Origin of the sequence: Streptococcus mitis, from assembly GCF_047464945.1 — a bacterium.
Taxonomy (GTDB): domain Bacteria; phylum Bacillota; class Bacilli; order Lactobacillales; family Streptococcaceae; genus Streptococcus; species Streptococcus mitis_EA.
In genome coordinates this window covers 12352-34514 of the sequence record NZ_JASHAX010000010.1, presented here as the reverse complement: position 1 = coordinate 34514, position 22163 = coordinate 12352, and the positions used below count along the sequence as shown (strand labels likewise).

Sequence of the window (22163 nt, the reverse complement as noted above, 5' to 3'; positions counted from 1 at the left end):
TATGAAACAACTATCTAGTGCACAAGTACGCCAAATGTGGCTTGATTTCTGGGCGACCAAAGGTCACTCAGTAGAACCATCAGTAAGTTTGGTTCCTGTAAATGACCCAACTCTTTTGTGGATCAACTCTGGGGTAGCAACCCTTAAGAAATACTTTGACGGGACTATTATCCCTGAAAATCCACGTATTACCAATGCTCAAAAGGCTATCCGTACCAACGATATTGAGAACGTAGGGAAGACTGCACGTCACCATACCATGTTTGAAATGTTGGGGAACTTCTCTATCGGTGATTACTTCCGTGACGAAGCCATCACTTGGGCTTATGAGCTTTTGACAAGCCCTGAATGGTTTGACTTCCCAGCTGAGAAACTTTACATGACCTACTATCCAGATGATAAAGATTCTTATAACCGCTGGATTGAGGTGGGAGTGGACCCAAGTCACTTGATTCCAATCGAGGACAACTTCTGGGAAATCGGTGCTGGACCTTCTGGACCTGATACAGAGATTTTCTTTGATCGTGGAGAAGCATTTGACCCAGAAAATATCGGTCTTCGTTTGCTTGCAGAAGATATTGAAAACGACCGTTACATCGAAATCTGGAACATCGTTTTGTCACAATTTAACGCAGACCCTGATGTTCCTCGTAGCGAATACAAGGAATTGCCACACAAGAACATTGATACGGGCGCTGGTTTGGAGCGTTTGGTGGCGGTTATCCAAAGGGCTAAGACCAACTTTGAAACAGACCTCTTCATGCCAATTATTCGTGAAGTAGAGAAATTGTCTGGTAAGGTCTATGACCAAGATGGCGACAACATGAGCTTCAAGGTCATCGCAGACCACATCCGTTCACTTTCATTTGCCATCGGTGATGGTGCCCTTCCAGGAAATGAAGGTCGTGGTTATGTCCTTCGTCGTCTCCTTCGTCGTGCGTCTATGCATGGTCAAAAATTGGGTATCAACGAGCCTTTCCTTTACAAACTCGTTCCAACTGTTGGAAAAATCATGGAAAGCTACTACCCAGAAGTGCTTGAAAAACGTGACTTTATCGAAAAAATCGTTAAGAGCGAGGAAGAGTCATTTGCCCGTACCCTTCACTCAGGTCAACACTTTGCCCAAGGTATCGTAGCAGACTTGAAAGAAAAAGGTCAAACTATCATCGCTGGTTCAGATGTCTTTAAACTTTACGACACTTATGGATTCCCAGTTGAACTGACTGAAGAAATCGCTGAAGAAGCTGGCATGACTGTGGACCGTGAAGGATTTGAAGCAGCCATGAAAGAACAGCAAGAACGCGCGCGTGCCTCAGCTGTCAAGGGTGGCTCAATGGGTATGCAAAATGAAACCCTTCAAAACATCACTGTAGAAAGTGTCTTCAACTACAATGCTAGCCAATTGTCTTCTAAATTGGTGGCTATCGTGGCTGACAATGCAGAAGTAGAAGCTGTATCAGAAGGAACTGCCTCACTTATCTTTGCGGAAACGCCATTCTATGCTGAAATGGGTGGACAGGTCGCTGACCACGGACAAATCTTGGATGAGTCAGGTAAGGTTGTGGCTACTGTGACCAATGTTCAAAAAGCGCCAAACGGACAAGCACTTCACACAGTTGAAGTTCTTGCACCGCTTGCCTTGAACCAAGAATATACCTTGGCAATTGATACAAATCGTCGTCACCGTGTTATGAAAAACCACACTGCGACTCACTTGCTTCACGCTGCTCTTCACAATATCCTTGGAAACCATGCAACACAAGCAGGATCTCTTAACGAAGTCGAATTCCTTCGCTTTGACTTTACCCATTTCCAAGCTGTGACTACTGAAGAATTGCGTGCCATTGAACAGCAAGTCAACGAGAAAATCTGGGAAGCTCTTGAAGTGAAGACAGTTGAAACAGATATTGACACTGCTAAAGAAATGGGAGCTATGGCTCTCTTTGGTGAGAAATACGGCAAGGAAGTCCGAGTTGTCACTATCGGTGACTACTCTATCGAGCTTTGTGGTGGTACCCACGTTGGTAACACTTCTGAGATTGGACTCTTCAAGATTGTCAAAGAAGAAGGTATCGGATCAGGAACTCGCCGTATCTTGGCAGTGACTGGTAAGGAAGCCTTTGAAGCCTACCGTGAACAAGAGGATGCTCTTAAAGCTGTCGCAGCAACCTTGAAAGCACCACAAGTCAAGGAAGTACCTCACAAGGTAGAAGGACTTCAAGAACAACTTCGTCAATTGCAAAAAGAAAATGCTGAGTTGAAAGAAAAAGCCGCAGCTGCAGCCGCAGGCGACATCTTCAAGGATGTTAAGGAAGTCAACGGTCACCGTTACATTGCTAGCCAAGTTTCTGTATCTGACGCTGGTGCCCTTCGTACTTTTGCAGATAACTGGAAACAAAAAGACTACTCTGATCTTCTTGTCCTAGTTGCCGCTATCGGTGACAAAGTCAATGTCCTTGTAGCAAGCAAGACAAAAGACCTTCATGCAGGAAACCTTGTCAAAGAATTGGCACCAATTGTCGATGGACGTGGTGGTGGTAAACCAGACATGGCCATGGCAGGAGGAAGCAACCAAGCTAAGATCCAAGAATTGTTGGATACAGTAGCAGGTAAATTGTAATCAAGTAAAGATCTATCCATTTGGGTAGGTCTTTTTGTGAATGCAAAAAAGCCAAATCCGATTGGACCTGGCTGGATTATTATGAGTTATTAGATTGTATTGGTTGCCCAGACACTTACGGATCTAGCTGAGACTGGGAATTGTCCATAACCTTCCTCATCGATTGTAACTTGATCTTGGTGGTTTCCAAGTAAGTCTATGAAAGTTTGGTTAGTCCATTCTTGGCCGACAAACATTGACTTGCTGTTTTCTTGGTCATTTGAGATAAGGACTGCGATTGGGGATTGATTTTCAGCACCTGAACGTACCCAACCGATACAGTTAGCATCATCAAAGCAGTCTGTTTGCTCTCCATAGGCCAAATCTTTTCGGATGGTTAGGAGGCGGTCAAGGACTTCTTTAAAATCTTCTTGAGCATATTGCCCTGAAATCCCATAGTAGTCGCCGTAAAAGACACATGGAAGGCCATTTTGGCGTAACAGAATGAGAGCATAGGCTGCTGGTTTGAACCATTCTTCAACAGTAGACTCAAGAGCCTGACCTCGTTGGGTATCGTGGTTGTCGACAAAAGTCACAGCCTTGTCAGGCTTGAGTTCAACCAGGCTATCTGTGAAAATGCCACGAAGGTCATAGTTGGAACCTGCTCGGCTAGCATCAAAGAGATTCTGGTGGAGACGAACATCGACAAGGTCAAAGCGTTCTTCCGTTTTTTCAAGATAGTCTAGATTGGCTTCCTTATCGGGATTCCAAAATTCACCAAAAACATAGAAATCCTCACCGTATTTTTCCTTCATATCGCGGATAAAATTGCGCATGAAGAAAGAGTCAATGTGCTTAACGGCATCCAAACGGAAACCAGCAATACCAGTCGTTTCCATGAACCAGTCAGCCCAGTCATAGATATTTTTGATAACTTCAGGATGTTTAAAGTCTAGGTCGGCATACATGAGGTAGTCATAGTTACCGTTTTCATTATCGACCAATTCCTCATTTGCCCAACCCTTGTTGTCCCCTTGAATCAGATAAATCCCAGACTTACGGCGTTTTGCATCGTAGTCTGTACCTGTGAAGTGGTACCAGTGCCAGTGGAAGTCATTGTAGGTATCTTGGCGACCATCGAAGGTAAAGCTAGTCCAGCCATTGATGGTGAAAGGTTCCCCAAGTTCAACTGTACGATCTACAGGATCCACTTCGATAACCTGAAAGGCTTCCATGTGATCAGCAGCAGCCTTGTGATTGAGCACCACATCGGCCATAGGTTGAATTCCCTGTGCTTTTAGAGTTTGAATGGCTTGAAGATAGTCTTCTTTGAAACCATACTTGGTGCGGATAGTACCTTTTTGGTTAAACTCTCCTAGGTCGAATAAGTCATAGACCCCATAGCCGACATCTTTTTCATTGGTTGCCTTAAAAGCTGGTGGCATCCAGACGTGGCTAATCCCCAGATGAGCTAGGTGTGGAGCATCTTCAGCCAGACGCGTCCAGTGCTGACCATCGTGGGGCAGATACCATTCAAAGTATTGCATGAGTGTTTGATTTTGCATGATGTTTCCTCTTACTTGTCAATCTTGTTCTTTATTCTATCATAAAGTATTGGTTAGCGCCAACGTTTGCATAAAATAGAAGGAAACTATTTTAACTACTTAAAATAAAGTATTGATTTTTTTGTATCAAAGTGCTAGTATAATAGTATGTAATATAGATAAAGATAGGAGTCATCCCATGATTGAATTTCAAAATGTTAGTAAGTTGTATGGTGATAAAGAGGCTTTGAGCAATCTCAATTTGCAGATTGAAAATGGGGAGATTATGGGCTTGATTGGCCATAATGGGGCTGGAAAATCGACCACTATAAAATCCCTAGTCAGTATCATTTCACCCAGCAGTGGTCGTATTTTGGTAGACGGTCAGGAGTTATCGGAAAATCGCTTGACTATTAAACGAAAGATTGGCTACGTAGCAGACTCGCCTGACTTATTTTTACGTTTAACGGCCAATGAATTTTGGGAATTGATTGCTTCATCCTATGATCTGACTAGCTCTGACTTGGAGACTAGTCTAGCTAGGCTATTGAACGTTTTTGATTTTGCTGAAAACCGCTATCAGGTTATTGAAACCCTTTCTCACGGAATGCGTCAGAAAGTCTTTGTCATTGGGGCACTCTTGTCTGATCCTGATATTTGGGTCTTGGACGAACCCTTGACTGGTTTGGATCCCCAGGCTGCCTTTGATTTGAAGCAAATGATGAAGGAACATGCACAAAAAGGCAAGACAGTCTTGTTTTCAACTCATGTCCTTGAGGTGGCAGAGCAAGTCTGTGATCGGATTGCTATTTTGAAAAAGGGGCATTTGATTTATTGTGGTAGTGTAGAGGACTTGAGAAAAGATTACCCAGACCAGTCTTTGGAAAGTATCTACCTTAGTCTTGCTGGTAGAAAAGAGGAGGTTTCAGATGCGTCTCAAGGTCATTAAAAAATTAGTTGATATCAATATCCTCTATTCATCTCAAGAAGCTAATCTGGCTAACCTACGAAAGAAGCAAGCTAAAAATCCTGGAAAAAAAGTAAATGTTTCCGCTAGAGTCCTAAGTTCTTACATTTTTTCCAGTCTCTTGATGCTTTTCATGTTTATAAATATAGCCTTTCGTTTTCCTTTTGAGGAAATGCCAAGTTTTTTTAGTAGCATGGTTGCTATTTTACTGGTGCTTGCTTTTTCAACTTCTTTCACTGCATTTTACAATGTCTTTTATGAGAGTAAGGATTTGGTATCGTATAGACCCTATGCCTTTAAAGAATCAGAGATTATAATCGCTAAAGGACTGTCTGTCCTCTTGCCAGCTCTGCCTGGAATTGTACCAATCCTAGCTTATTTTCTAGTCCTCTACATTAGGCTAGCTCCTTCTCTGTGGCTGGGCTTGCCTTTGATGCTGCTGTCCTTGGCCCTATTATTTGTCTCTGTTACTTTAGTGATGGTAGTGGCAGTACATTTCTTGGCTCAGACTAGGGTCTTCAGAAAGTATCAGTCTATTTTTGCGAATGTGATGATTGGGATAGGAGTTCTCATACCTTTAATATTTGTCCTCTTTCTACAGTCGACTTTTGGAAGTATTGTTGACAAAGTTAGAGACATTCCATTTCTCCTTTATCCTCTTCATATCTTTTACAAAATAGCAGTGGAGCCTTTTTCGATAGAAGCCATACTGGGTCTGCTCGCTTGGCTAGCTCTAACTGTTTTCTTGCTTTACCTGACCAAAAAGAAGGTTCTTCCTCGTTTTTATGACGTTATCCTGCTTAACAGTGAGGAGAAGGTCAAAAAAGAACGACGCAGTAAAGAGGGGATTTCAACGACTAAAAAGGGATTTTTCCGCATGGTTTTACGCTACCACCTCACCCTCTTGGGACAGGGGACTGGCGTGATTACAGTGCTTTTTACAAGTGCTTTCCTTCCCTATCTCATGATGATCGGTCTGATTTCCAAAATCCGAGATTCTCAGATAGTTCCAGACATTCATCCTCCATACTGGTTACCCTTGTTTTTTATAGCTCTTTTTATATCTGTTGTCAATAACAATATCACCAGCCTGCATTCAATTGCCTTGTCCTTAGAGAGGGAAAATGTTGATTTTCTGAAGAGTTTACCCTTTGACTTTGCTCGTTATGTGAAAGTGAAATTTTGGATTATATTTGCTGTCCAGTCCTTTTTACCAATTCTGACTTTACTTGGTCTTTCTCTATATCTAGGCTTGCCCATCCTTTCGATGATTTACCTTCTTGTAGTCTGGACCCTTTCCAGTGTCATCCTTTCTTGCCACAATTACTTTAAGGACGTTAAAAATCTGTCAACCAATTGGAGTAGCATTACGGACTTGGTGAACCGTTCAAATCGTATAGTAGCAATAGTTTTGATTTTGGTTTATAGTGCAATCTTAATGGCCCTTGTAATAGGGAGCTTGTTCTTGGTTCGGTCTCTCGCCCCTGTCCTTGCCATTAGCTTGGGAGTAGGAGTTCTTATCCTCTTGCTTGCTCTTGCTATTTTTGGCTATCATTACTACCTGTCACGCATATTGACAGAAATAGAAAAAAGATGAGATAGTTGGTCTCTCGCTTGATACATTTTATAAAAAGAAATGAAGCTGGGCAAAAAACCACTTCTAACTATCAAAAAACGAGTATTTCCGTAGATGGAGATACTCGTTTTTGTTACTATAACAACAAAACGACTAGAAATTTATAACAATATATAAATTCTATAGCATCAATTGCTTAAATTTTGGACTAGATTTTATCTATGGTGTTTTGAAGATTAATGGAGCTTGAGATGTTTGCTATTTATGGATAGCATACAAAATCATTGTTACTGGCAAGCTCTCTCATGCTTTTGGGTTTGCATTTCATCTAGTTATTCTTATAAAAATCCGTTTTATACTCAATGAAAAATAAAGAGCAAACTAGGAAGCTAGCCTCAGGTTGCTCAAAGCACCGCTTTGAGGTTGCAGATAAATCTGAAGTGGTTTGAAGAGTATTAGACTAATTCCCATTTTGAGAAATTAGCCTGAAATAATTCCTATTTGTAAAACTCTGATAAGTCTTGGCTGATTTTGGAGAAATATGGTATAATTTTTCTTATGGAAAAGATTATCATTACAGCAACTGCTGAAAGTATTGAACAAGTTGAACAACTGCTCGAAGCTGGCGTAGATCGTATCTATGTCGGTGAGAAAGATTTTGGCCTTCGTCTGCCAACAACCTTTAGTTATGACCAATTGCGTGAAATCGCTAATCTGGTTCATGATGCTGGTAAGGAATTGATCGTTGCGGTTAACGCCCTCATGCACCAAGATATGATGGACCGTATCAAGCCTTTCTTAGACTTTTTGGAAGAAATCAAGACAGACTACATTACAATTGGGGATGCAGGTGTCTTTTATGTGGTCAATCGCGATGGTTATTCCTTTAAAACCATCTACGATGCTTCAACCATGGTAACAAGCAGTCGTCAGATTAACTTCTGGGGACAAAAGGCTGGCGCATCTGAGGCTGTTTTGGCGCGTGAAATTCCATCAGCTGAACTTTTTAAAATGCCAGAGATTTTGGAAATTCCTGCTGAAGTGTTGGTTTACGGTGCTAGTGTTATTCACCATTCTAAACGTCCGCTCTTGCAAAACTACTATAACTTCACGCATATCGATGATGAAAAAACTCGCAAGCGTGACCTTTTCTTGGCAGAGCCAAGTGACCCTGAGAGCCATTATTCCATTTTTGAAGACAATCATGGAACCCACATTTTTGCTAATAATGACCTTGATTTGATGACTAAATTGACAGAATTGGTAGAGCATGGTTTCACTCACTGGAAACTAGAAGGGCTATACACACCTGGTCAGAACTTTGTTGAGATTGCAAAACTCTTTATCCAGGCACGTAGCTTGATTCAAGAGGGTAACTTTAGCCATGACCAAGCCTTCTTGCTGGATGAAGAAGTGCGCAAGTTACACCCTAAAAACCGTTTCCTTGATACAGGATTTTATGACTACGATCCTGACATGGTTAAATAAAGTAAATGATTCGTTGAGAGAGGGAAGAGGCAAACATTTCTTCTCTCAATTTTTCTTATTTATTCACCATTTTTAAAAAATCAGTAGGCTAGGATGCTCTGTTTGCTGAGATTTTTAAGACAAGTAGTGTTCTTGAGTTTGGAAATTATCCCATGTTTGCAGGTGCCAAATGCCCCTTTTTTTGGTATAATTTTTTATAATGAAAACGATTGGTAATCGCTATGTTGTGGTTGATTTAGAGGCAACTAGCACAGGTAGTAAGGCTAAAATTATCCAAGTGGGAATTGTCGTGATTGAGGACGGAAAAATCGTCGATCACTATACGACGGATGTCAATCCACATGAACCCTTGGATGCTCATATCAAAGAACTGACAGGGCTAACTGACAAACGTCTGGCGCAAGCACCTGATTTTTCGCAAGTTGCTAGAAAAATCTTTGACTTGGTGGAGGATGGGATTTTTGTAGCTCATAATGTTCAGTTTGATGCCAATCTCTTGGCGGAAAATTTATTTTTTGAAGGCTATGAACTAAAAAATCCTCGTGTTGACACGGTCGAATTGGCTCAAGTCTTTTTCCCTAAACTGGAAAAATATAGCTTGCCGATATTGTGTCGAGAATTAGGAATTCCTCTTAAGCACGCTCACACAGCCCTTTCAGATGCCCAAGCTACTGCGGAATTACTCTTATTTCTACGAAAAAAGATGGCCCAGCTTCCTAAAGGACTCTTGGAACGCTTGCTGGAAATGGCTGATGACCTCCTATACGAGTCCTACCTGGTTATTGAAGAAATTTATCGCAGCCAATCTATCCTGAGTTCACTAGACTTAGTCGAAGTTCAAGGACTATATTTCAAGAAACTTGCAGCTCCCAATGAGCCACGAAAACTATCCCAAGATTTTTCTAAAAATATTTCTCTGTTGAATCTTAAAGTGAGGGAGGAACAAGAAAGTTTTGCTAAAGAGGTTGGCTTGCTATTGAAAGATGAGCCTGTCTCATTAATTCAAGCACCGACAGGGATTGGGAAAACCTATGGCTATCTCTTACCCGCTTTGTCTCAAGCCAAAGAGAGACAAATTGTTCTTAGTGTTCCGACAAAGATTCTTCAAAATCAAATCATGGAAGAAGAAGGTAAACGTCTCGAGGAAGTGTTTCATACAGATATTCATTCTTTAAAGGGGCCACAAAATTACCTGAAGCTGGATGCCTTTTATCGTTCCTTGCAGGAAAATGATGAAAATCGCTTATTTAGACGTTTTAAAATGCAACTCTTGGTCTGGTTGACTGAGACAGAGACAGGAGATTTGGATGAAATTGGCCAACTCTACCGTTACCAACATTTTCTAACAGACCTTCGTCATGATGGGAATTTATCATCCCGTAGCTTATTTGTGATGGAAGATTTCTGGAAACGTAGTCAAGAAAGGGCACAAACCTGCAAGCTTTTAGTGACCAATCATGCCTATCTTGTAACCAGACTTGAAGATAATCCTGAATTTGTCAGTGACCGTTTATTGATTATTGATGAAGTTCAAAAGATTTTGTTAGCTCTAGAAAATCTGCTTCAAGAGACCTACGATATCCAGTCTATTATCGATTTGCTTGATAAGGCTTTACTGGAGGAGCAAAATAAGGTCCAACAACGAATACTAGAAAGTATTCGCTTTGAGTGCCTTTACTTGATTGAACAATTTCAGTCTGGAAAATCTAAGAAAAATATCTTAGATTCTCTTGCCAATCTCCACCAGTATTTTTCAGAATTAAAAGTAGAGGGCTTTGAGGAGCTGGTTCGCTATTTTACAGCTGACCGAGATTACTGGCTTGAAGCAATTGAAACGAGTCAAAAGAAAATTCAAATTTCTTCTACGAAATCAGGACGTATTCTCCTATCTTCTTTAGTACCTAATTCATGTCAAGTCTTGGGAGTATCGGCTACTCTTGAGATTAGTCAGAGAGTTTCTTTGGCAGACCTTTTAGGTTATCCTGAAGCTAAATTTGTCAAGGTTGAAGCTCATAAAAAACAGGATCAAGAAGTGGTCTTGGTCAAAGATTTTCCCCTGGTGACAGAAACCTCCTTAGAAGTTTATGCCAAGGAGGTGGCAGATTTGCTGATGGATGTTCAAGCTTTCCAGCAACCGATTTTAGTTCTCTTTACTGCTAAAGACATGCTTCTAGCAGTATCGGATTTACTTCCAGTTAGCCATCTGGCCCAGTATAAAAATGGTGATGTTCATCAACTGAAGAAACGCTTTGAAAAAGGTGAACAACAAATCTTGCTTGGTGCAGCAAGTTTCTGGGAGGGAGTTGATTTTTCAAGCCATCCTTTTGTGATTCAAGTTGTACCAAGACTTCCTTTCCAAAATCCTCAAGAGCCCTTAACGAAAAAGATTAATCAGGAACTAATTCAAGAAGGGAAAAATGCCTTTTATGATTATCAATTGCCAATGGCCATTATTCGTTTAAAACAGGCTTTGGGAAGAAGTATGAGACGCGAACACCAACGTTCTTTAACCCTCATTCTGGATAGAAGAATCGTCGGAAAACGATATGGCAAGCAAATAGTGACTTCTCTAGCAAAAGAAGCGACTGTTAAAACCGTCTCTCGATCCGAAGTTGATGAGGCTGTTGATAAATTTTTAAATGAACTTTGATAAATAGTATTGTATGAAAGTATAAGGTTAGTGTATATGAAACGTTCTCTCGACTCTAGAGTCGATTATAGTTTGCTATTGCCAGTATTTTTTCTACTGGTTATTGGCGTGGTGGCTATCTATATAGCTGTTAGTCATGATTATCCAAACAATATTCTGCCCATTTTAGGGCAGCAGGTCGCATGGATTGCCTTGGGGCTTGTGATTGGTTTTGTGGTCATGCTCTTTAATACAGAATTTCTTTGGAAAGTGACCCCTTTTCTATATATGTTAGGTTTGGGACTCATGGTCTTGCCGATCGTCTTTTATAATCCAAGCCTAGTTGCATCAACGGGTGCCAAAAACTGGGTATCAATAAATGGAATTACCCTATTCCAACCATCAGAATTTATGAAGATATCCTATGTCCTCATGTTGGCCCGTGTCATTGTCCAATTTACAAAGAAACATAAGGAATGGCAACGTACAGTTCCGCTGGACTTTTTATTAATTTTTTGGATGATTGTCTTTACCATTCCAGTCCTAGTTCTTTTGGCACTTCAAAGTGACTTGGGGACGGCTTTGGTTTTTGTAGCTATTTTCTCAGGAATCGTCTTACTATCAGGAGTTTCTTGGAAAATTATTATTCCAGTATTTGTGACTGCTGTAACAGGAGTTGCTGGATTCTTAGCCATTTTTATCAGTAAGGGTGGCCGGGCTTTTCTCCATCAATTGGGGATGCCGACCTACCAAATCAATCGTATCTTGGCTTGGCTCAATCCATTCGACTTTGCTCAAACAACCACTTACCAACAGGCTCAAGGGCAGATTGCCATTGGGAGTGGTGGCTTATTTGGTCAAGGATTTAATGCTTCTAATCTGCTTATTCCAGTTAGAGAGTCGGATATGATTTTCACGGTCATTGCAGAAGATTTTGGCTTTATTGGCTCTGTCCTTGTTATTGCCCTTTATCTCATGCTGATTTATCGTATGTTGAAGATTACTCTTAAATCAAATAATCAGTTCTACACCTATATTTCTACAGGTTTGATTATGATGTTGCTCTTCCATATCTTTGAGAATATCGGTGCCGTGACAGGTTTGCTTCCTTTGACTGGGATTCCCTTGCCTTTTATTTCGCAAGGAGGATCGGCTATTATCAGTAATTTGATCGGTGTTGGCTTGCTTTTATCGATGAGTTATCAAACCAATCTAGCTGAAGAAAAGAGTGGAAAAGTCCGATTCAAGCGGAAAAAGGTTGTATTAAAACAAATCAAATAAGGAGAAAATCATGGTAAAAGTAGCAGTTATGTTAGCTCAGGGCTTTGAAGAAATTGAAGCTTTGACAGTTGTAGATGTCTTGCGTCGTGCAAATATTACTTGTGATATGGTTGGTTTTGAAGAGCAAGTGACGGGGGCGCATGCAATCCAAGTAAGAGCAGATCGTGTTTTTGAGGGTGATTTATCAGACTATGACATGATTGTCCTTCCTGGAGGAATGCCTGGTTCTGCACATTTGCGCGATAATCAAGCCTTGATTCAAGAGTTGCAAAGCTTCGAACGAGAAGGGAAGAAACTGGCAGCTATTTGTGCGGCGCCAATTGCCCTCAATCAAGCAGGGCTATTGAAAAACAAGCAGTACACTTGCTATGATGGCGTTCAAGAGCAAATCCTTGATGGTCAATATGTCAAGGAAACAGTAGTGGTAGATGGTCATTTGACAACCAGTCGAGGTCCCTCTACAGCCCTTGCCTTTGCCTACGAGTTGGTGGACCAACTAGGAGGAGACGCAGAGAGTCTACGAACAGGAATGCTCTATCGAGATGTCTTTGGTAAAAATCAATAAAACGGGAGTCAAACTCTCGTTTTTTATGTGGAAAACTCAAGGAAATCATCGCATTTTTCATAAAAAAATGCTATAATGAAGGGTATGAAATATCACGATTATATCTGGGATTTAGGTGGAACTTTACTGGATAATTACGAAACTTCAACAGCTGCATTTGTTGAAACATTGGCATTGTATGGCATCACACAAGACCATGACACTGTCTATCAGGCTTTAAAGGTTTCTACTGATTTTGCGATTGAGACATTCGCTCCCAACTTAGAGCATTTTTTAGAAAAATACAAAGAAAATGAAGCCAGAGAGCTAGAACATCCGATTTTGTTTGAAGGAGTTTCTGAATTATTGGAAGACATTTCAAATCAAGGTGGGCGTCATTTCTTGGTTTCTCACAGAAATGATCAGGTCTTGGACATTTTAGAAAAAACCTCTATAGCAGCCTATTTTACAGAAGTGGTGACTTCTAGCTCAGGCTTTAAGAGAAAACCAAGTCCAGAGTCTATGATTTATTTAAGAGAAAAGTATCAGATTAGCTCTGGTCTTGTTATTGGTGATCGACCAATTGATATCGAAGCAGGTCAATCTGCAGGACTAGCTACCCACTTGTTTACCAGTATCGTGAATTTAAGACAAGTATTAGACATATAAGAAAAAGGAATAAGATGACAGAAGAAATCAAAAATCTGCAGGCACAGGATTATGATGCCAGTCAAATTCAAGTTTTAGAGGGCTTAGAGGCTGTTCGTATGCGTCCAGGGATGTATATTGGGTCAACCTCAAAAGAAGGTCTTCACCATCTAGTCTGGGAAATCGTTGATAACTCAATTGACGAGGCCTTGGCAGGATTTGCCAGCCATATTCAAGTCTTTATTGAGCCAGATGATTCGATTACTGTTGTCGATGATGGGCGTGGTATCCCAGTCGATATTCAGGAAAAAACAGGTCGACCTGCTGTTGAGACAGTCTTTACGGTTCTTCATGCTGGAGGAAAATTCGGAGGTGGCGGCTATAAGGTCTCAGGTGGTCTTCACGGAGTGGGGTCGTCAGTAGTTAACGCCCTTTCCACTCAATTAGACGTTCATGTCCATAAAAACGGTAAGATTCATTACCAAGAATACCGTCGTGGTCATGTTGTCGCAGACCTTGAGGTGGTTGGAGATACGGATAAAACGGGAACAACAGTTCACTTCACACCGGACCCAGAAATCTTCACTGAAACAACAACCTTTGATTTTGATAAATTAAATAAACGCATTCAAGAATTGGCCTTTCTAAATCGCGGTCTTCAAATTTCAATTACAGATAAGCGTGAAGGTTTGGAACAAACCAAGCATTATCATTATGAAGGTGGGATTGCTAGTTATGTTGAATATATCAACGAGAACAAGGATGTAATCTTTGATACACCAATCTATACAGACGGTGAGATGGATGATATCACAGTTGAGGTAGCCATGCAGTACACAACAGGTTACCATGAAAATGTCATGAGTTTTGCCAATAATATTCATACACATGAAGGTGGAACGCATGAACAAGGTTTCCGTACAGCCTTGACACGTGTTATCAATGATTATGCTCGCAAGAATAAATTACTTAAAGACAATGAAGACAACTTAACAGGGGAAGATGTCCGCGAAGGCTTAACTGCAGTTATCTCAGTTAAACACCCAAATCCACAGTTTGAAGGACAAACTAAGACCAAACTGGGGAATAGCGAAGTGGTTAAGATTACCAATCGCCTCTTCAGTGATGCCTTCTCCGATTTCCTCATGGAAAATCCACAGATTGCCAAACGTATCGTGGAAAAAGGGATTTTAGCTGCTAAGGCTCGTGTGGCTGCCAAGCGTGCGCGTGAAGTCACTCGTAAAAAATCTGGTTTGGAAATTTCCAACCTTCCAGGGAAACTAGCAGACTGTTCTTCTAACAATCCTGCTGAAACAGAACTCTTCATCGTCGAAGGAGACTCAGCTGGTGGATCAGCCAAATCTGGTCGTAACCGTGAATTTCAGGCAATTCTTCCAATCCGCGGTAAGATTTTGAACGTTGAAAAGGCAAGTATGGATAAGATTCTAGCTAACGAAGAAATTCGTAGTCTTTTCACAGCGATGGGAACAGGATTTGGGGCAGAATTTGATGTTTCAAAAGCTCGTTACCAAAAACTCGTTTTGATGACCGATGCCGATGTCGATGGAGCCCACATTCGTACCCTTCTTTTAACCTTGATTTATCGTTATATGAAACCAATCCTAGAAGCTGGTTATGTTTATATCGCCCAACCACCAATCTATGGTGTCAAGGTTGGAAGCGAGATTAAAGAATATATCCAGCCAGGAGCAGATCAAGAAATCAAACTCCAAGAGGCCTTGGCCCGCCACAGTGAAGGACGTGCCAAACCAACCATTCAGCGTTATAAAGGTCTGGGTGAAATGGATGACCACCAATTGTGGGAAACAACCATGGATCCTGAACATCGCTTGATGGCCAGAGTTTCTGTGGATGATGCTGCAGAAGCAGATAAAATCTTTGATATGTTGATGGGGGATAGAGTAGAGCCTCGTCGTGAGTTTATCGAAGAAAATGCTGTCTATAGTACACTTGATGTCTAAAAAATCGGGAGAAGTAGTTCCCTTGGTCTAAAAAATATGATATAATCATTACGATTGTTTCAAGTAAAAAAGGAGTTTAATATGTCTGCTAGACTAGTAATTTATTTGATAATTGCAGTTGCAGTTTTATTGGTCATTGCCTATGCTATCGCAATCTATGTAAGGAAACGCAATGAAAGTAAACTAGCAATTTTAGAAGAGAAAAAAGAAGAACTGTACAATCTTCCAGTTAATGATGAAGTTGAAGCTGTAAAAAATATGCACTTGATTGGACAAAGTCAGGTGACTTTCCGTGAATGGAATCAAAAATGGGTTGATTTATCTCTTAATTCTTTTGCCGATATCGAAAATAATCTTTTCGAGGCAGAAGGTTACAATAACTCGTTCCGTTTTTTCAAAGCGAGTCATCAAATTGATCAAATCGAGAGTCAAATTACCTTGATTGAAGAAGATATTGCGGCAATTCGCAATGCCTTGGCAGATTTGGAGAAACAAGAGTCTAAAAATAGTGGACGTGTTCTTCATACCTTGGACTTGTTTGAAGAGTTGCAACACCGAGTTGCTGATAATTCTGAAGAATATGGCCAAGGTTTATCTGAAATTGAAAAACAATTGGAAAATATCCAATCGGAGTTTTCTCAGTTTGTAACTTTAAATTCGTCAGGTGACCCAGTAGAAGCTGCTGTGATTTTGGATAATGCTGAAAATCATATCTTGGCTTTAACGCATATTGTTGATCGTATACCAGCAATTGTAGCAACATTATCTAAAGACCTACCTGATCAACTGGAAGATTTAGAAGATGGTTACCGTAAGCTTTTAGATGCTAATTATCATTTTGTTGAAACGGATATTGAAGCGCGTTTCCAACTGCTTTATGAAGCTCTCAAGAAAAATCATGAGAATATTGCGAAACTAGAATTGGATAATGCAGAGTATGAAAATACTCAAATCCAAGAAGAGATTAATGCACTTTATGATATCTTTACAAGAGAAATTGCGGCACAGAAAGTAGTAGAAGGTTTAGTAGCAACACTTCCTACTTATCTTCAACACATGAAGGAAAATAATGCTTTATTGATAGAAGATATTGAGCGTTTGAGTAAAAGTTATTTACTTTCTGAATCGGATGCAAGTCATGTTCGTCGTTTACAGGGTGAATTAGAAAACTTTGAGACTGCTATTATTGAGGCAACTTCAAATCAAGATGAACCAACTCAAGCATATTCAATTCTTGAAGAAAATCTTGAATCTTTACAGGAAAATCTTAAAGAGATTGAAGATGAACAGATTTCAGTTAGTGAGCGTCTTGCACGAATTGAGAAAGATGATATCAATGCACGTCAAAAGGCAAATGTATATGTTAATCGTCTCCATACAATCAAGAGATATATGGAAAAACGGAACCTACCTGGTATTCCACAAACTTTCTTGAAGTTATTCTTTACAGCAAGTAATAATACGGAAGATCTAATGGCTGAATTAGAGCAAAACTTAGTCAATATAGAATCAGTTAACCGTATTCTTGAAATTGCAACGAATGATATGGAAGCTTTAGAAACGGAAACTTATAATATTGTTCAGTATGCAACCTTGACAGAACAACTCTTACAATATTCTAACCGTTACCGCTCATTTGATGAACGCATCCAAGAAGCATTTAACGAAGCTTTAGATATTTTTGAAAAAGAATTTGATTATCACGCTTCATTTGACAAGATTTCTCAAGCATTGGAAGTGGCAGAGCCTGGTGTAACCAACCGCTTTGTTACCTCATATGAGAAAACACGTGAAACGATTCGTTTTTAATAAAAAAGATTTGATTGTGTGAGAAGCAGAATCAAATCTTTTTTATTATTTGTCTATAAAATCTTGTATGATAAGATCTCAAGATAAAAATTGGAGACGATTTAAAAAGCAAGTCAGAACCTATGTTTGGTCTATAAGGTTCAATAGCTTTCTAATCTCTCCAAAATTTTATTTGATTGGAATCGAAATCCCAATTAATTTTTCTGAGTAGAGTGTTTTGATATTGGCTTCATCAATAGAGTCCTTATCAATTTTACGTTTCAAGAAAAATTCTTGGATGGCTTCGATTTCAGTTTCTCGAATAGCACGGTGTTTATTTGAGATGAGGATTTCATAGTGAAGCGGAGCTTGGGTAAAAATAACATCTGTATTTCCAGCAGAATAGACCTCAACAAGGGTTGCATCTGTACTCTCAAGCTGGCCTTTTACAAGTTGCGAGTGTGAGTTTGTCGTATTGATAAGCTTCATAATATTTCCTCCGATTTTCTAATTCTATTATAGCACTTTTTGAATAAAGTAGCTTGATTTAGTCAATCTTATGCTGTTTTTTCCAAGATTGAATGGCCCATTTATGGCTACCACGTTTAAGATTTTCAATAGCCTCGTCGATAGGGAACCAGGCAATATGATTAAAGTCTTCTAGTGGTTTTTGAACTTCCTTGAAAGAAGTCGCTTCATAGAGGTAGGCAGGATTGTAGTAGTAGGTATCACGGTGACGAGAGTAGAAATATTCGTCAGCTTGTCCGTAATAGACACCAATTTCAGCTGTGAATCCAAGCTCTTCAATCAATTCACGCTTTAGGGCTTCCTGATGATTTTCACCTGATTCAATTTCGCCACCTGGTAAGAACCAAGCGCCATTAGGCGCTTGAACTAAAACTATTTGTTTTTGTTTAGCGTCTGGAATAACTGCATACACTCCATAGCGTGCAACATAGTCTGTATTCGCTTTTTTTTCTCCGAAAGTTGGGTTTGCCATTGAATTTTCCTCATTATCTAGTATCGTTATTATTATCATAATGGACAAAGGGCAAGCTGTCAAGAAGAAACTAACGAACTTGTGAAGAAAATCTACTTTAACTTTATCAATATTTGTTGGGGTAAATTCTCTAAATGGACTTCTTTAACTGGTATAATAAAAGGGAGGTGATTTTATGGCAGAATCAAGATTATTTCGTATTCTATATCTACTTTTAGAAAAAGGTAGTACAACAGCTCCTGAATTAGCCCGATTATTTGAAGTGTCTGTACGAACAATTTATCGTGATATTGAGCGCTTGAGTATGGCGGGGATTCCCCTTTATTCGATTCCTGGAAACTCAGGTGGAATTTCTTTAATGAAGGACTTTGTCCTGGATCGCGCTCTTGTGTCGGAGAATGAAAAAATAGAACTGTTGTCTGCTTTGCAAGGGATTCAAGCTCTGACGGATGACAGACAAGACCTGTTACTTGAAAAATTAGAATCTATTTTTCAAGTTTCTACCAGCCCTTGGATAGAAGTAGATTTGACTGACTGGAGAAAGCGAGAAGGTCAAAAAGAATTATTTGATAATATCAAACATGCTATTCTAGAGAAGAGGCGACTGGTTATCACTTATCTAGGTGGGAGTGGTCAGAAAACGATTCGTACAGTTGAACCTTTTAAACTCGTATTTAAAAAGAGAGATTGGTACCTTCATGCTTACTGTTGTTTGAAGGAAGACTGGCGTTTTTTCAAGTTATCTAAAATTAGGAATTGTCACCTAACAAATGAAATAGTGAAGCAGAAAAACGTGATGGATTCCGTTGATAGTTCAGATCAAGTGGCAAATCAAATCGAAGTTTCCTTGAAGTTTAGTCCCAAGCTTGCTTTCCGGGTTTATGAAGATTTTTTAGAAGATGAGATTAGCTTGGGCAAAGATGGATGTTATTATGTCAAGACAGTCCTACCAGAGCATGAAAGTATGTATACTTACCTCCTGTCTTATTTAGATGGGGTGGAAATACTCGACCCTGACTATCTGAAGAAGGAACTGCTTTCTAGAGTAGAAAAAATCCAAAAATTTTATAAACCTTGACAAAAGATGTCAGGGTTTTAGTGCTATACTAGAGATAGAAAGGAGAAGAATTAAATGAAATACGAATGGAGAAAAGAAGCGAAAGCTCTTTATCAAATTAAGGCTAGGCCCACCATCTTGGAAGTACCAGGTCAATCCTATATCGTGATAGATGGTAAAGGCGATCCAAATCAAGAAGATTTTTCAGAACGCGTAGGAATTTTGTATGCCTTAGCTTATGCGATAAAGATGAAGTATAAAAAAGCTCCTCTGGATGAGGTTTACCATGATTTTACAGTCTTTCCTTTAGAAGGTTTATGGAAAAAGGAGAAGGAAGGAGAACTGGTAAAAAGTGAGCTTTCTTATAGCATTATGATTGGGCAACCCGATTTTATTACGCGAGAACTATTTGAGGAAGCTCTGAACGAGGTGATGATCAAGAAGCCAAATCTTCTCTATGAGGCTATTCGTTTTGAAAAAATAGAAGAAGGTCTAAGTCTTGCTATGCTTCATGTAGGACCCTTTGATACAGAAAATGAGACTTTTGCAGATATGGAAGATTTTTGTCAACTTCATAAACTCAAAAGAATTACGGAGTACCACCGAGAAATCTATCTCAATAACCTTCATCGAACGGAGCCAAGCAAATTGAAAACAATTCTTCGCTATCAAGTTCAAGAAGAGAATTAAAAAGAACAGGAGATCTTGTTTCCTGTTCTTTTTATGAGTTCTAATCTTCTATTTCAGAAGTATTCTCTTTGATTTTTTCAGCTTTTTTGGCAGATTTGATTTGAATGTTGCCCTTGCTGGTCATAACTGCCTTTAGGTCTTTTTCGCTTGGATTTTCAAGGTAGTAGTCAGTGATTGCGTCTTCAATATAGTCTTGAATAGTACGACGAAGTGGGCGTGCTCCCATTTTTGGATCATAACCGAGGTCAACCAATTTTTCCTTGACCTTGTCTGTCACATCGAGATGGATATTGTTGCTAGAAAGGCGCTTGTTAACGTCTGCTAGCATAAGCTCGACAATCTGAAGGAGGTTGTCCTTGCTGAGAGCCTTAAATTCGATAATACCATCAAAACGGTTCATAAACTCTGGGCTAAAGAAGTTACCGAGTTCACCAAGAACAGAGTTGGTACGTCCTTCTCTAGCAGCCCCAAATCCAACGCTGGCTTCTGCCTTACCTGTACCTGCATTTGAGGTCATGATAATAATGGCATCCTTGAAGCTAACGGTACGTCCTTGCCCATCTGTCAAACGACCATCGTCCAAGACCTGGAGGAACATGTGCATAACATCTGGATGGGCTTTTTCCACTTCATCCAAGAGAATAAGAGAATATGGATTGCGGCGGACTTTTTCAGTTAATTGACCAGCCTCATCATAGCCAACATAACCTGGAGGAGCGCCGACCAACTTAGCCACACTGTGTTTTTCCATGTATTCACTCATGTCAAAGCGAATCATGCTGTCAGCAGAACCAAAGAGTTCGATAGCTAGTTGTTTGGAAAGTTCTGTCTTACCGACACCAGTTGGGCCGACGAAGAGGAAGCTTCCGATTGGGCGGTTAGGGGTCCCAAGTCCAACCCGATTACGGCGAATAGCCTTAGCGATCTTATCGACAGCATCGTCTTGCCCAATAACATGAGACTTGAGGTCTTCAGCTAGATGGATAAGTTGAGATTGTTCTTTCTCTTTCAAATCCCCAACAGGGATGTTGGTTTTCTGCTCGATAATGTGCTCAATAGTTTTCTCGCTGATGATAGGAGTATCTTGGTCTGTGACCTTTTTCTTTTGCATTTCCTTATACTTGGCAATCTGGTCGCGGAAATAGGCGGCCTTCTCAAAATCTTCCTCCCGTGTAGCTTGAGATTTGAGATTTTCAGCCTCAATCAAGCGTTGATCAATCACTTTAGGATCGACAAAATTTAAGGTCAAGTTCATCTTAGAACCAGCTTCATCTAGGAGGTCAATGGCCTTGTCAGGTAAGAAGCGATCTTGGATGTAACGATTGGAAAGAGTTGCAGCTGCTTCAATCGCAGCATCGGTATACTGAACGTGGTGGTAGTCTTCGTATTTCTTTTGAATTCCTTTGAGGATAGTGATTGTTTCTTCCACTGTTGGTTCATCAACTTTGACAGGCTGCATACGACGCTCTAGGGCAGCATCCTTTTCAATGATACGGTATTCATTGAGAGTAGTAGCGCCGACCAGTTGCAGTTCCCCACGAGCAAGGGCTGGCTTGAGGATATTTCCTGCATCCATATTTCCATCGCCTGCAGAACCCGCACCAACAATTTCATGGATTTCATCGATAAAGAGGATGATGTCCTCACGTTTGCGAATTTCTTCCATGAGTTTTTGCATGCGTTCTTCAAATTGCCCACGAATCCCAGTTCCTTGAACCAGGCTAACCACATCCAGACGGATGACTTGTTTACCTTGGAGTTTATGTGGAACATCACCATCAACGATCTTTTGAGCTAGACCTTCGACAACGGCTGTTTTTCCGACACCTGGTTCACCGATAAGGACAGGATTATTCTTGGTTCTACGATTGAGAATTTCGATGACACGGATAATCTCATCGTCGCGTCCAATAACGGGGTCAATATCACCACGACGGGCAATTTCAGTTACGTTGATACCAAATTCTTCCAGCAGGCCTTTTTCTTGGCTAGGTGGCGGGGTTTGAGCAGATCCACGATTTTGAGAACCATAACCGCCATTTCCACCGTAACCTCCACCTGATTGGGTTGGAGGAGTCGGTGGAGTGTTGTTAGAAGGTCTAAAATTGTTTAAGTCATTGAAGAAATCACCAAAAGGATCAAAGTCACGATTGTTCAAATCCGTCATACCTTTAAAGAGACTGTTGTTAGGGTCTGTTTTGATAATCTTGTAGCAGTTTTGACAGAGGTCAATTTGTTTTTGTTTTCCATTGAGATTGGTGTAAAGATGAATTGTTGAGTCGTTAATTTTACAGTTTTGACAAAGCATACATCTACCTCATTTCTTTCTTTATCCTGACCTGTTCAAAGGTCAAAAATAGTCAAATTTCT

The 22163-nt window shown here is 40.2% G+C and carries 16 protein-coding genes; 12 read left to right on the top strand and 4 right to left on the bottom strand.

Annotation, left to right across the window (positions count from 1 at the left end; all coding sequences use genetic code 11):
• Nucleotide 1 precedes the first annotated feature (1 nt).
• Complete coding sequence (alaS, locus tag QM424_RS08985; protein ID WP_414394326.1) at nt 2-2620, top strand: alanine--tRNA ligase; 2619 nt, start codon at nt 2-4, stop codon at nt 2618-2620.
• An 89-nt stretch (nt 2621-2709) separates the two neighbouring features.
• On the opposite strand, the gene QM424_RS08980 is transcribed toward alaS, so the two are convergent.
• Nucleotides 2710-4164 (bottom strand): alpha-amylase, encoded by a 1455-nt coding sequence (locus QM424_RS08980; protein ID WP_414394324.1) that lies wholly within the window; start codon nt 4162-4164, stop codon nt 2710-2712.
• A 178-nt stretch (nt 4165-4342) separates the two neighbouring features.
• On the opposite strand from QM424_RS08980, the gene QM424_RS08975 reads away from it, so the two are divergent.
• The 9 genes from QM424_RS08975 to ezrA all read left to right on the top strand — a co-directional run bounded on the left by QM424_RS08975 (nt 4343) and on the right by ezrA (nt 17067).
• The gene (locus QM424_RS08975; RefSeq protein ID WP_414394322.1) at nt 4343-5092 is read left to right on the top strand and encodes an ABC transporter ATP-binding protein; all 750 of its coding nucleotides are present in this window, start codon (nt 4343-4345) and stop codon (nt 5090-5092) included.
• Entirely contained in the window at nt 5073-6707 is a 1635-nt protein-coding gene (locus tag QM424_RS08970; RefSeq protein WP_414394319.1) for a hypothetical protein, read from the top strand. The genes QM424_RS08975 and QM424_RS08970 overlap by 20 nt, the downstream gene beginning before the upstream one ends.
• Before the next feature lie 537 nt (nt 6708-7244).
• Nucleotides 7245-8174: a peptidase U32 family protein gene (locus QM424_RS08965; protein ID WP_084927453.1), complete on the top strand. Its 930-nt coding sequence runs from the start codon at nt 7245-7247 to the stop codon at nt 8172-8174.
• Nucleotides 8175-8373: 199 nt separating this feature from the next.
• The gene (locus QM424_RS08960) at nt 8374-10824 is read left to right on the top strand and encodes a bifunctional DnaQ family exonuclease/ATP-dependent helicase (protein ID WP_414394317.1); all 2451 of its coding nucleotides are present in this window, start codon (nt 8374-8376) and stop codon (nt 10822-10824) included.
• A 36-nt stretch (nt 10825-10860) separates the two neighbouring features.
• Entirely contained in the window at nt 10861-12084 is a 1224-nt protein-coding gene (locus QM424_RS08955; RefSeq protein WP_261023856.1) for an FtsW/RodA/SpoVE family cell cycle protein, read from the top strand.
• Between the two features lie 10 nt (nt 12085-12094).
• The gene (locus tag QM424_RS08950) at nt 12095-12649 is read left to right on the top strand and encodes a DJ-1 family glyoxalase III (protein WP_219966526.1); all 555 of its coding nucleotides are present in this window, start codon (nt 12095-12097) and stop codon (nt 12647-12649) included.
• Between the two features lie 84 nt (nt 12650-12733).
• A complete protein-coding gene (locus tag QM424_RS08945; protein ID WP_261045613.1) occupies nt 12734-13297 on the top strand; it encodes an HAD family hydrolase in 564 nt (187 codons plus the stop codon).
• Nucleotides 13298-13311: 14 nt separating this feature from the next.
• Nucleotides 13312-15258 carry a DNA topoisomerase (ATP-hydrolyzing) subunit B gene (gyrB, locus tag QM424_RS08940; RefSeq protein WP_000134040.1) on the top strand — a complete coding sequence of 649 codons (1947 nt, stop codon included), beginning with the start codon at nt 13312-13314 and terminating at the stop codon, nt 15256-15258.
• A gap of 81 nt (nt 15259-15339) precedes the next feature.
• Nucleotides 15340-17067 (top strand): septation ring formation regulator EzrA, encoded by a 1728-nt coding sequence (gene ezrA, locus QM424_RS08935; protein ID WP_414394314.1) that lies wholly within the window; start codon nt 15340-15342, stop codon nt 17065-17067.
• 168 nt (nt 17068-17235) lie between these two features.
• Here ezrA and QM424_RS08930 read toward each other — a convergent pair whose 3' ends face one another.
• Entirely contained in the window at nt 17236-17535 is a 300-nt protein-coding gene (locus QM424_RS08930) for a DUF1827 family protein (RefSeq protein WP_020900260.1), read from the bottom strand.
• Nucleotides 17536-17593: 58 nt separating this feature from the next.
• Nucleotides 17594-18046 (bottom strand): NUDIX hydrolase, encoded by a 453-nt coding sequence (locus QM424_RS08925; protein ID WP_261025955.1) that lies wholly within the window; start codon nt 18044-18046, stop codon nt 17594-17596.
• Nucleotides 18047-18221: 175 nt separating this feature from the next.
• Between QM424_RS08925 and QM424_RS08920 the strand changes: the two genes are divergently transcribed.
• Both QM424_RS08920 and QM424_RS08915 read left to right on the top strand, forming a co-directional pair.
• Nucleotides 18222-19124, top strand: a complete 903-nt coding sequence (locus QM424_RS08920) for a helix-turn-helix transcriptional regulator (protein WP_414394311.1) — start codon at nt 18222-18224, stop codon at nt 19122-19124.
• A 54-nt stretch (nt 19125-19178) separates the two neighbouring features.
• Nucleotides 19179-19793 (top strand): GyrI-like domain-containing protein, encoded by a 615-nt coding sequence (locus tag QM424_RS08915; RefSeq protein WP_077804931.1) that lies wholly within the window; start codon nt 19179-19181, stop codon nt 19791-19793.
• A 40-nt stretch (nt 19794-19833) separates the two neighbouring features.
• Here the strand turns inward: QM424_RS08915 and QM424_RS08910 are convergent, their stop codons facing one another.
• Nucleotides 19834-22101, bottom strand: coding sequence for an ATP-dependent Clp protease ATP-binding subunit (locus QM424_RS08910; RefSeq protein WP_414394309.1), 2268 nt, complete (start codon nt 22099-22101; stop codon nt 19834-19836).
• Nucleotides 22102-22163 lie beyond the last annotated feature (62 nt).

Bases quoted from the DNA above. Each gene is read 5' to 3' on its own strand.
- QM424_RS08950 (WP_219966526.1), top strand. From the start codon at position 12,095: ATGGTAAAAGTAGCAGTTATGTTAGCTCAGGGCTTTGAAGAAATTGAA.
- alaS (WP_414394326.1), top strand. From the start codon at position 2: ATGAAACAACTATCTAGTGCACAAGTACGCCAAATGTGGCTTGATTTC.
- QM424_RS08910 (WP_414394309.1), bottom strand. From the start codon at position 22,101: ATGCTTTGTCAAAACTGTAAAATTAACGACTCAACAATTCATCTTTAC.
- QM424_RS08975 (WP_414394322.1), top strand. From the start codon at position 4,343: ATGATTGAATTTCAAAATGTTAGTAAGTTGTATGGTGATAAAGAGGCT.
- QM424_RS08925 (WP_261025955.1), bottom strand. From the start codon at position 18,046: ATGGCAAACCCAACTTTCGGAGAAAAAAAAGCGAATACAGACTATGTT.
- QM424_RS08970 (WP_414394319.1), top strand. From the start codon at position 5,073: ATGCGTCTCAAGGTCATTAAAAAATTAGTTGATATCAATATCCTCTAT.
- QM424_RS08955 (WP_261023856.1), top strand. From the start codon at position 10,861: ATGAAACGTTCTCTCGACTCTAGAGTCGATTATAGTTTGCTATTGCCA.
- QM424_RS08915 (WP_077804931.1), top strand. From the start codon at position 19,179: ATGAAATACGAATGGAGAAAAGAAGCGAAAGCTCTTTATCAAATTAAG.
- QM424_RS08980 (WP_414394324.1), bottom strand. From the start codon at position 4,164: ATGCAAAATCAAACACTCATGCAATACTTTGAATGGTATCTGCCCCAC.
- gyrB (WP_000134040.1), top strand. From the start codon at position 13,312: ATGACAGAAGAAATCAAAAATCTGCAGGCACAGGATTATGATGCCAGT.
- QM424_RS08965 (WP_084927453.1), top strand. From the start codon at position 7,245: ATGGAAAAGATTATCATTACAGCAACTGCTGAAAGTATTGAACAAGTT.
- ezrA (WP_414394314.1), top strand. From the start codon at position 15,340: ATGTCTGCTAGACTAGTAATTTATTTGATAATTGCAGTTGCAGTTTTA.
- QM424_RS08945 (WP_261045613.1), top strand. From the start codon at position 12,734: ATGAAATATCACGATTATATCTGGGATTTAGGTGGAACTTTACTGGAT.
- QM424_RS08960 (WP_414394317.1), top strand. From the start codon at position 8,374: ATGAAAACGATTGGTAATCGCTATGTTGTGGTTGATTTAGAGGCAACT.
- QM424_RS08920 (WP_414394311.1), top strand. From the start codon at position 18,222: ATGGCAGAATCAAGATTATTTCGTATTCTATATCTACTTTTAGAAAAA.
- QM424_RS08930 (WP_020900260.1), bottom strand. From the start codon at position 17,535: ATGAAGCTTATCAATACGACAAACTCACACTCGCAACTTGTAAAAGGC.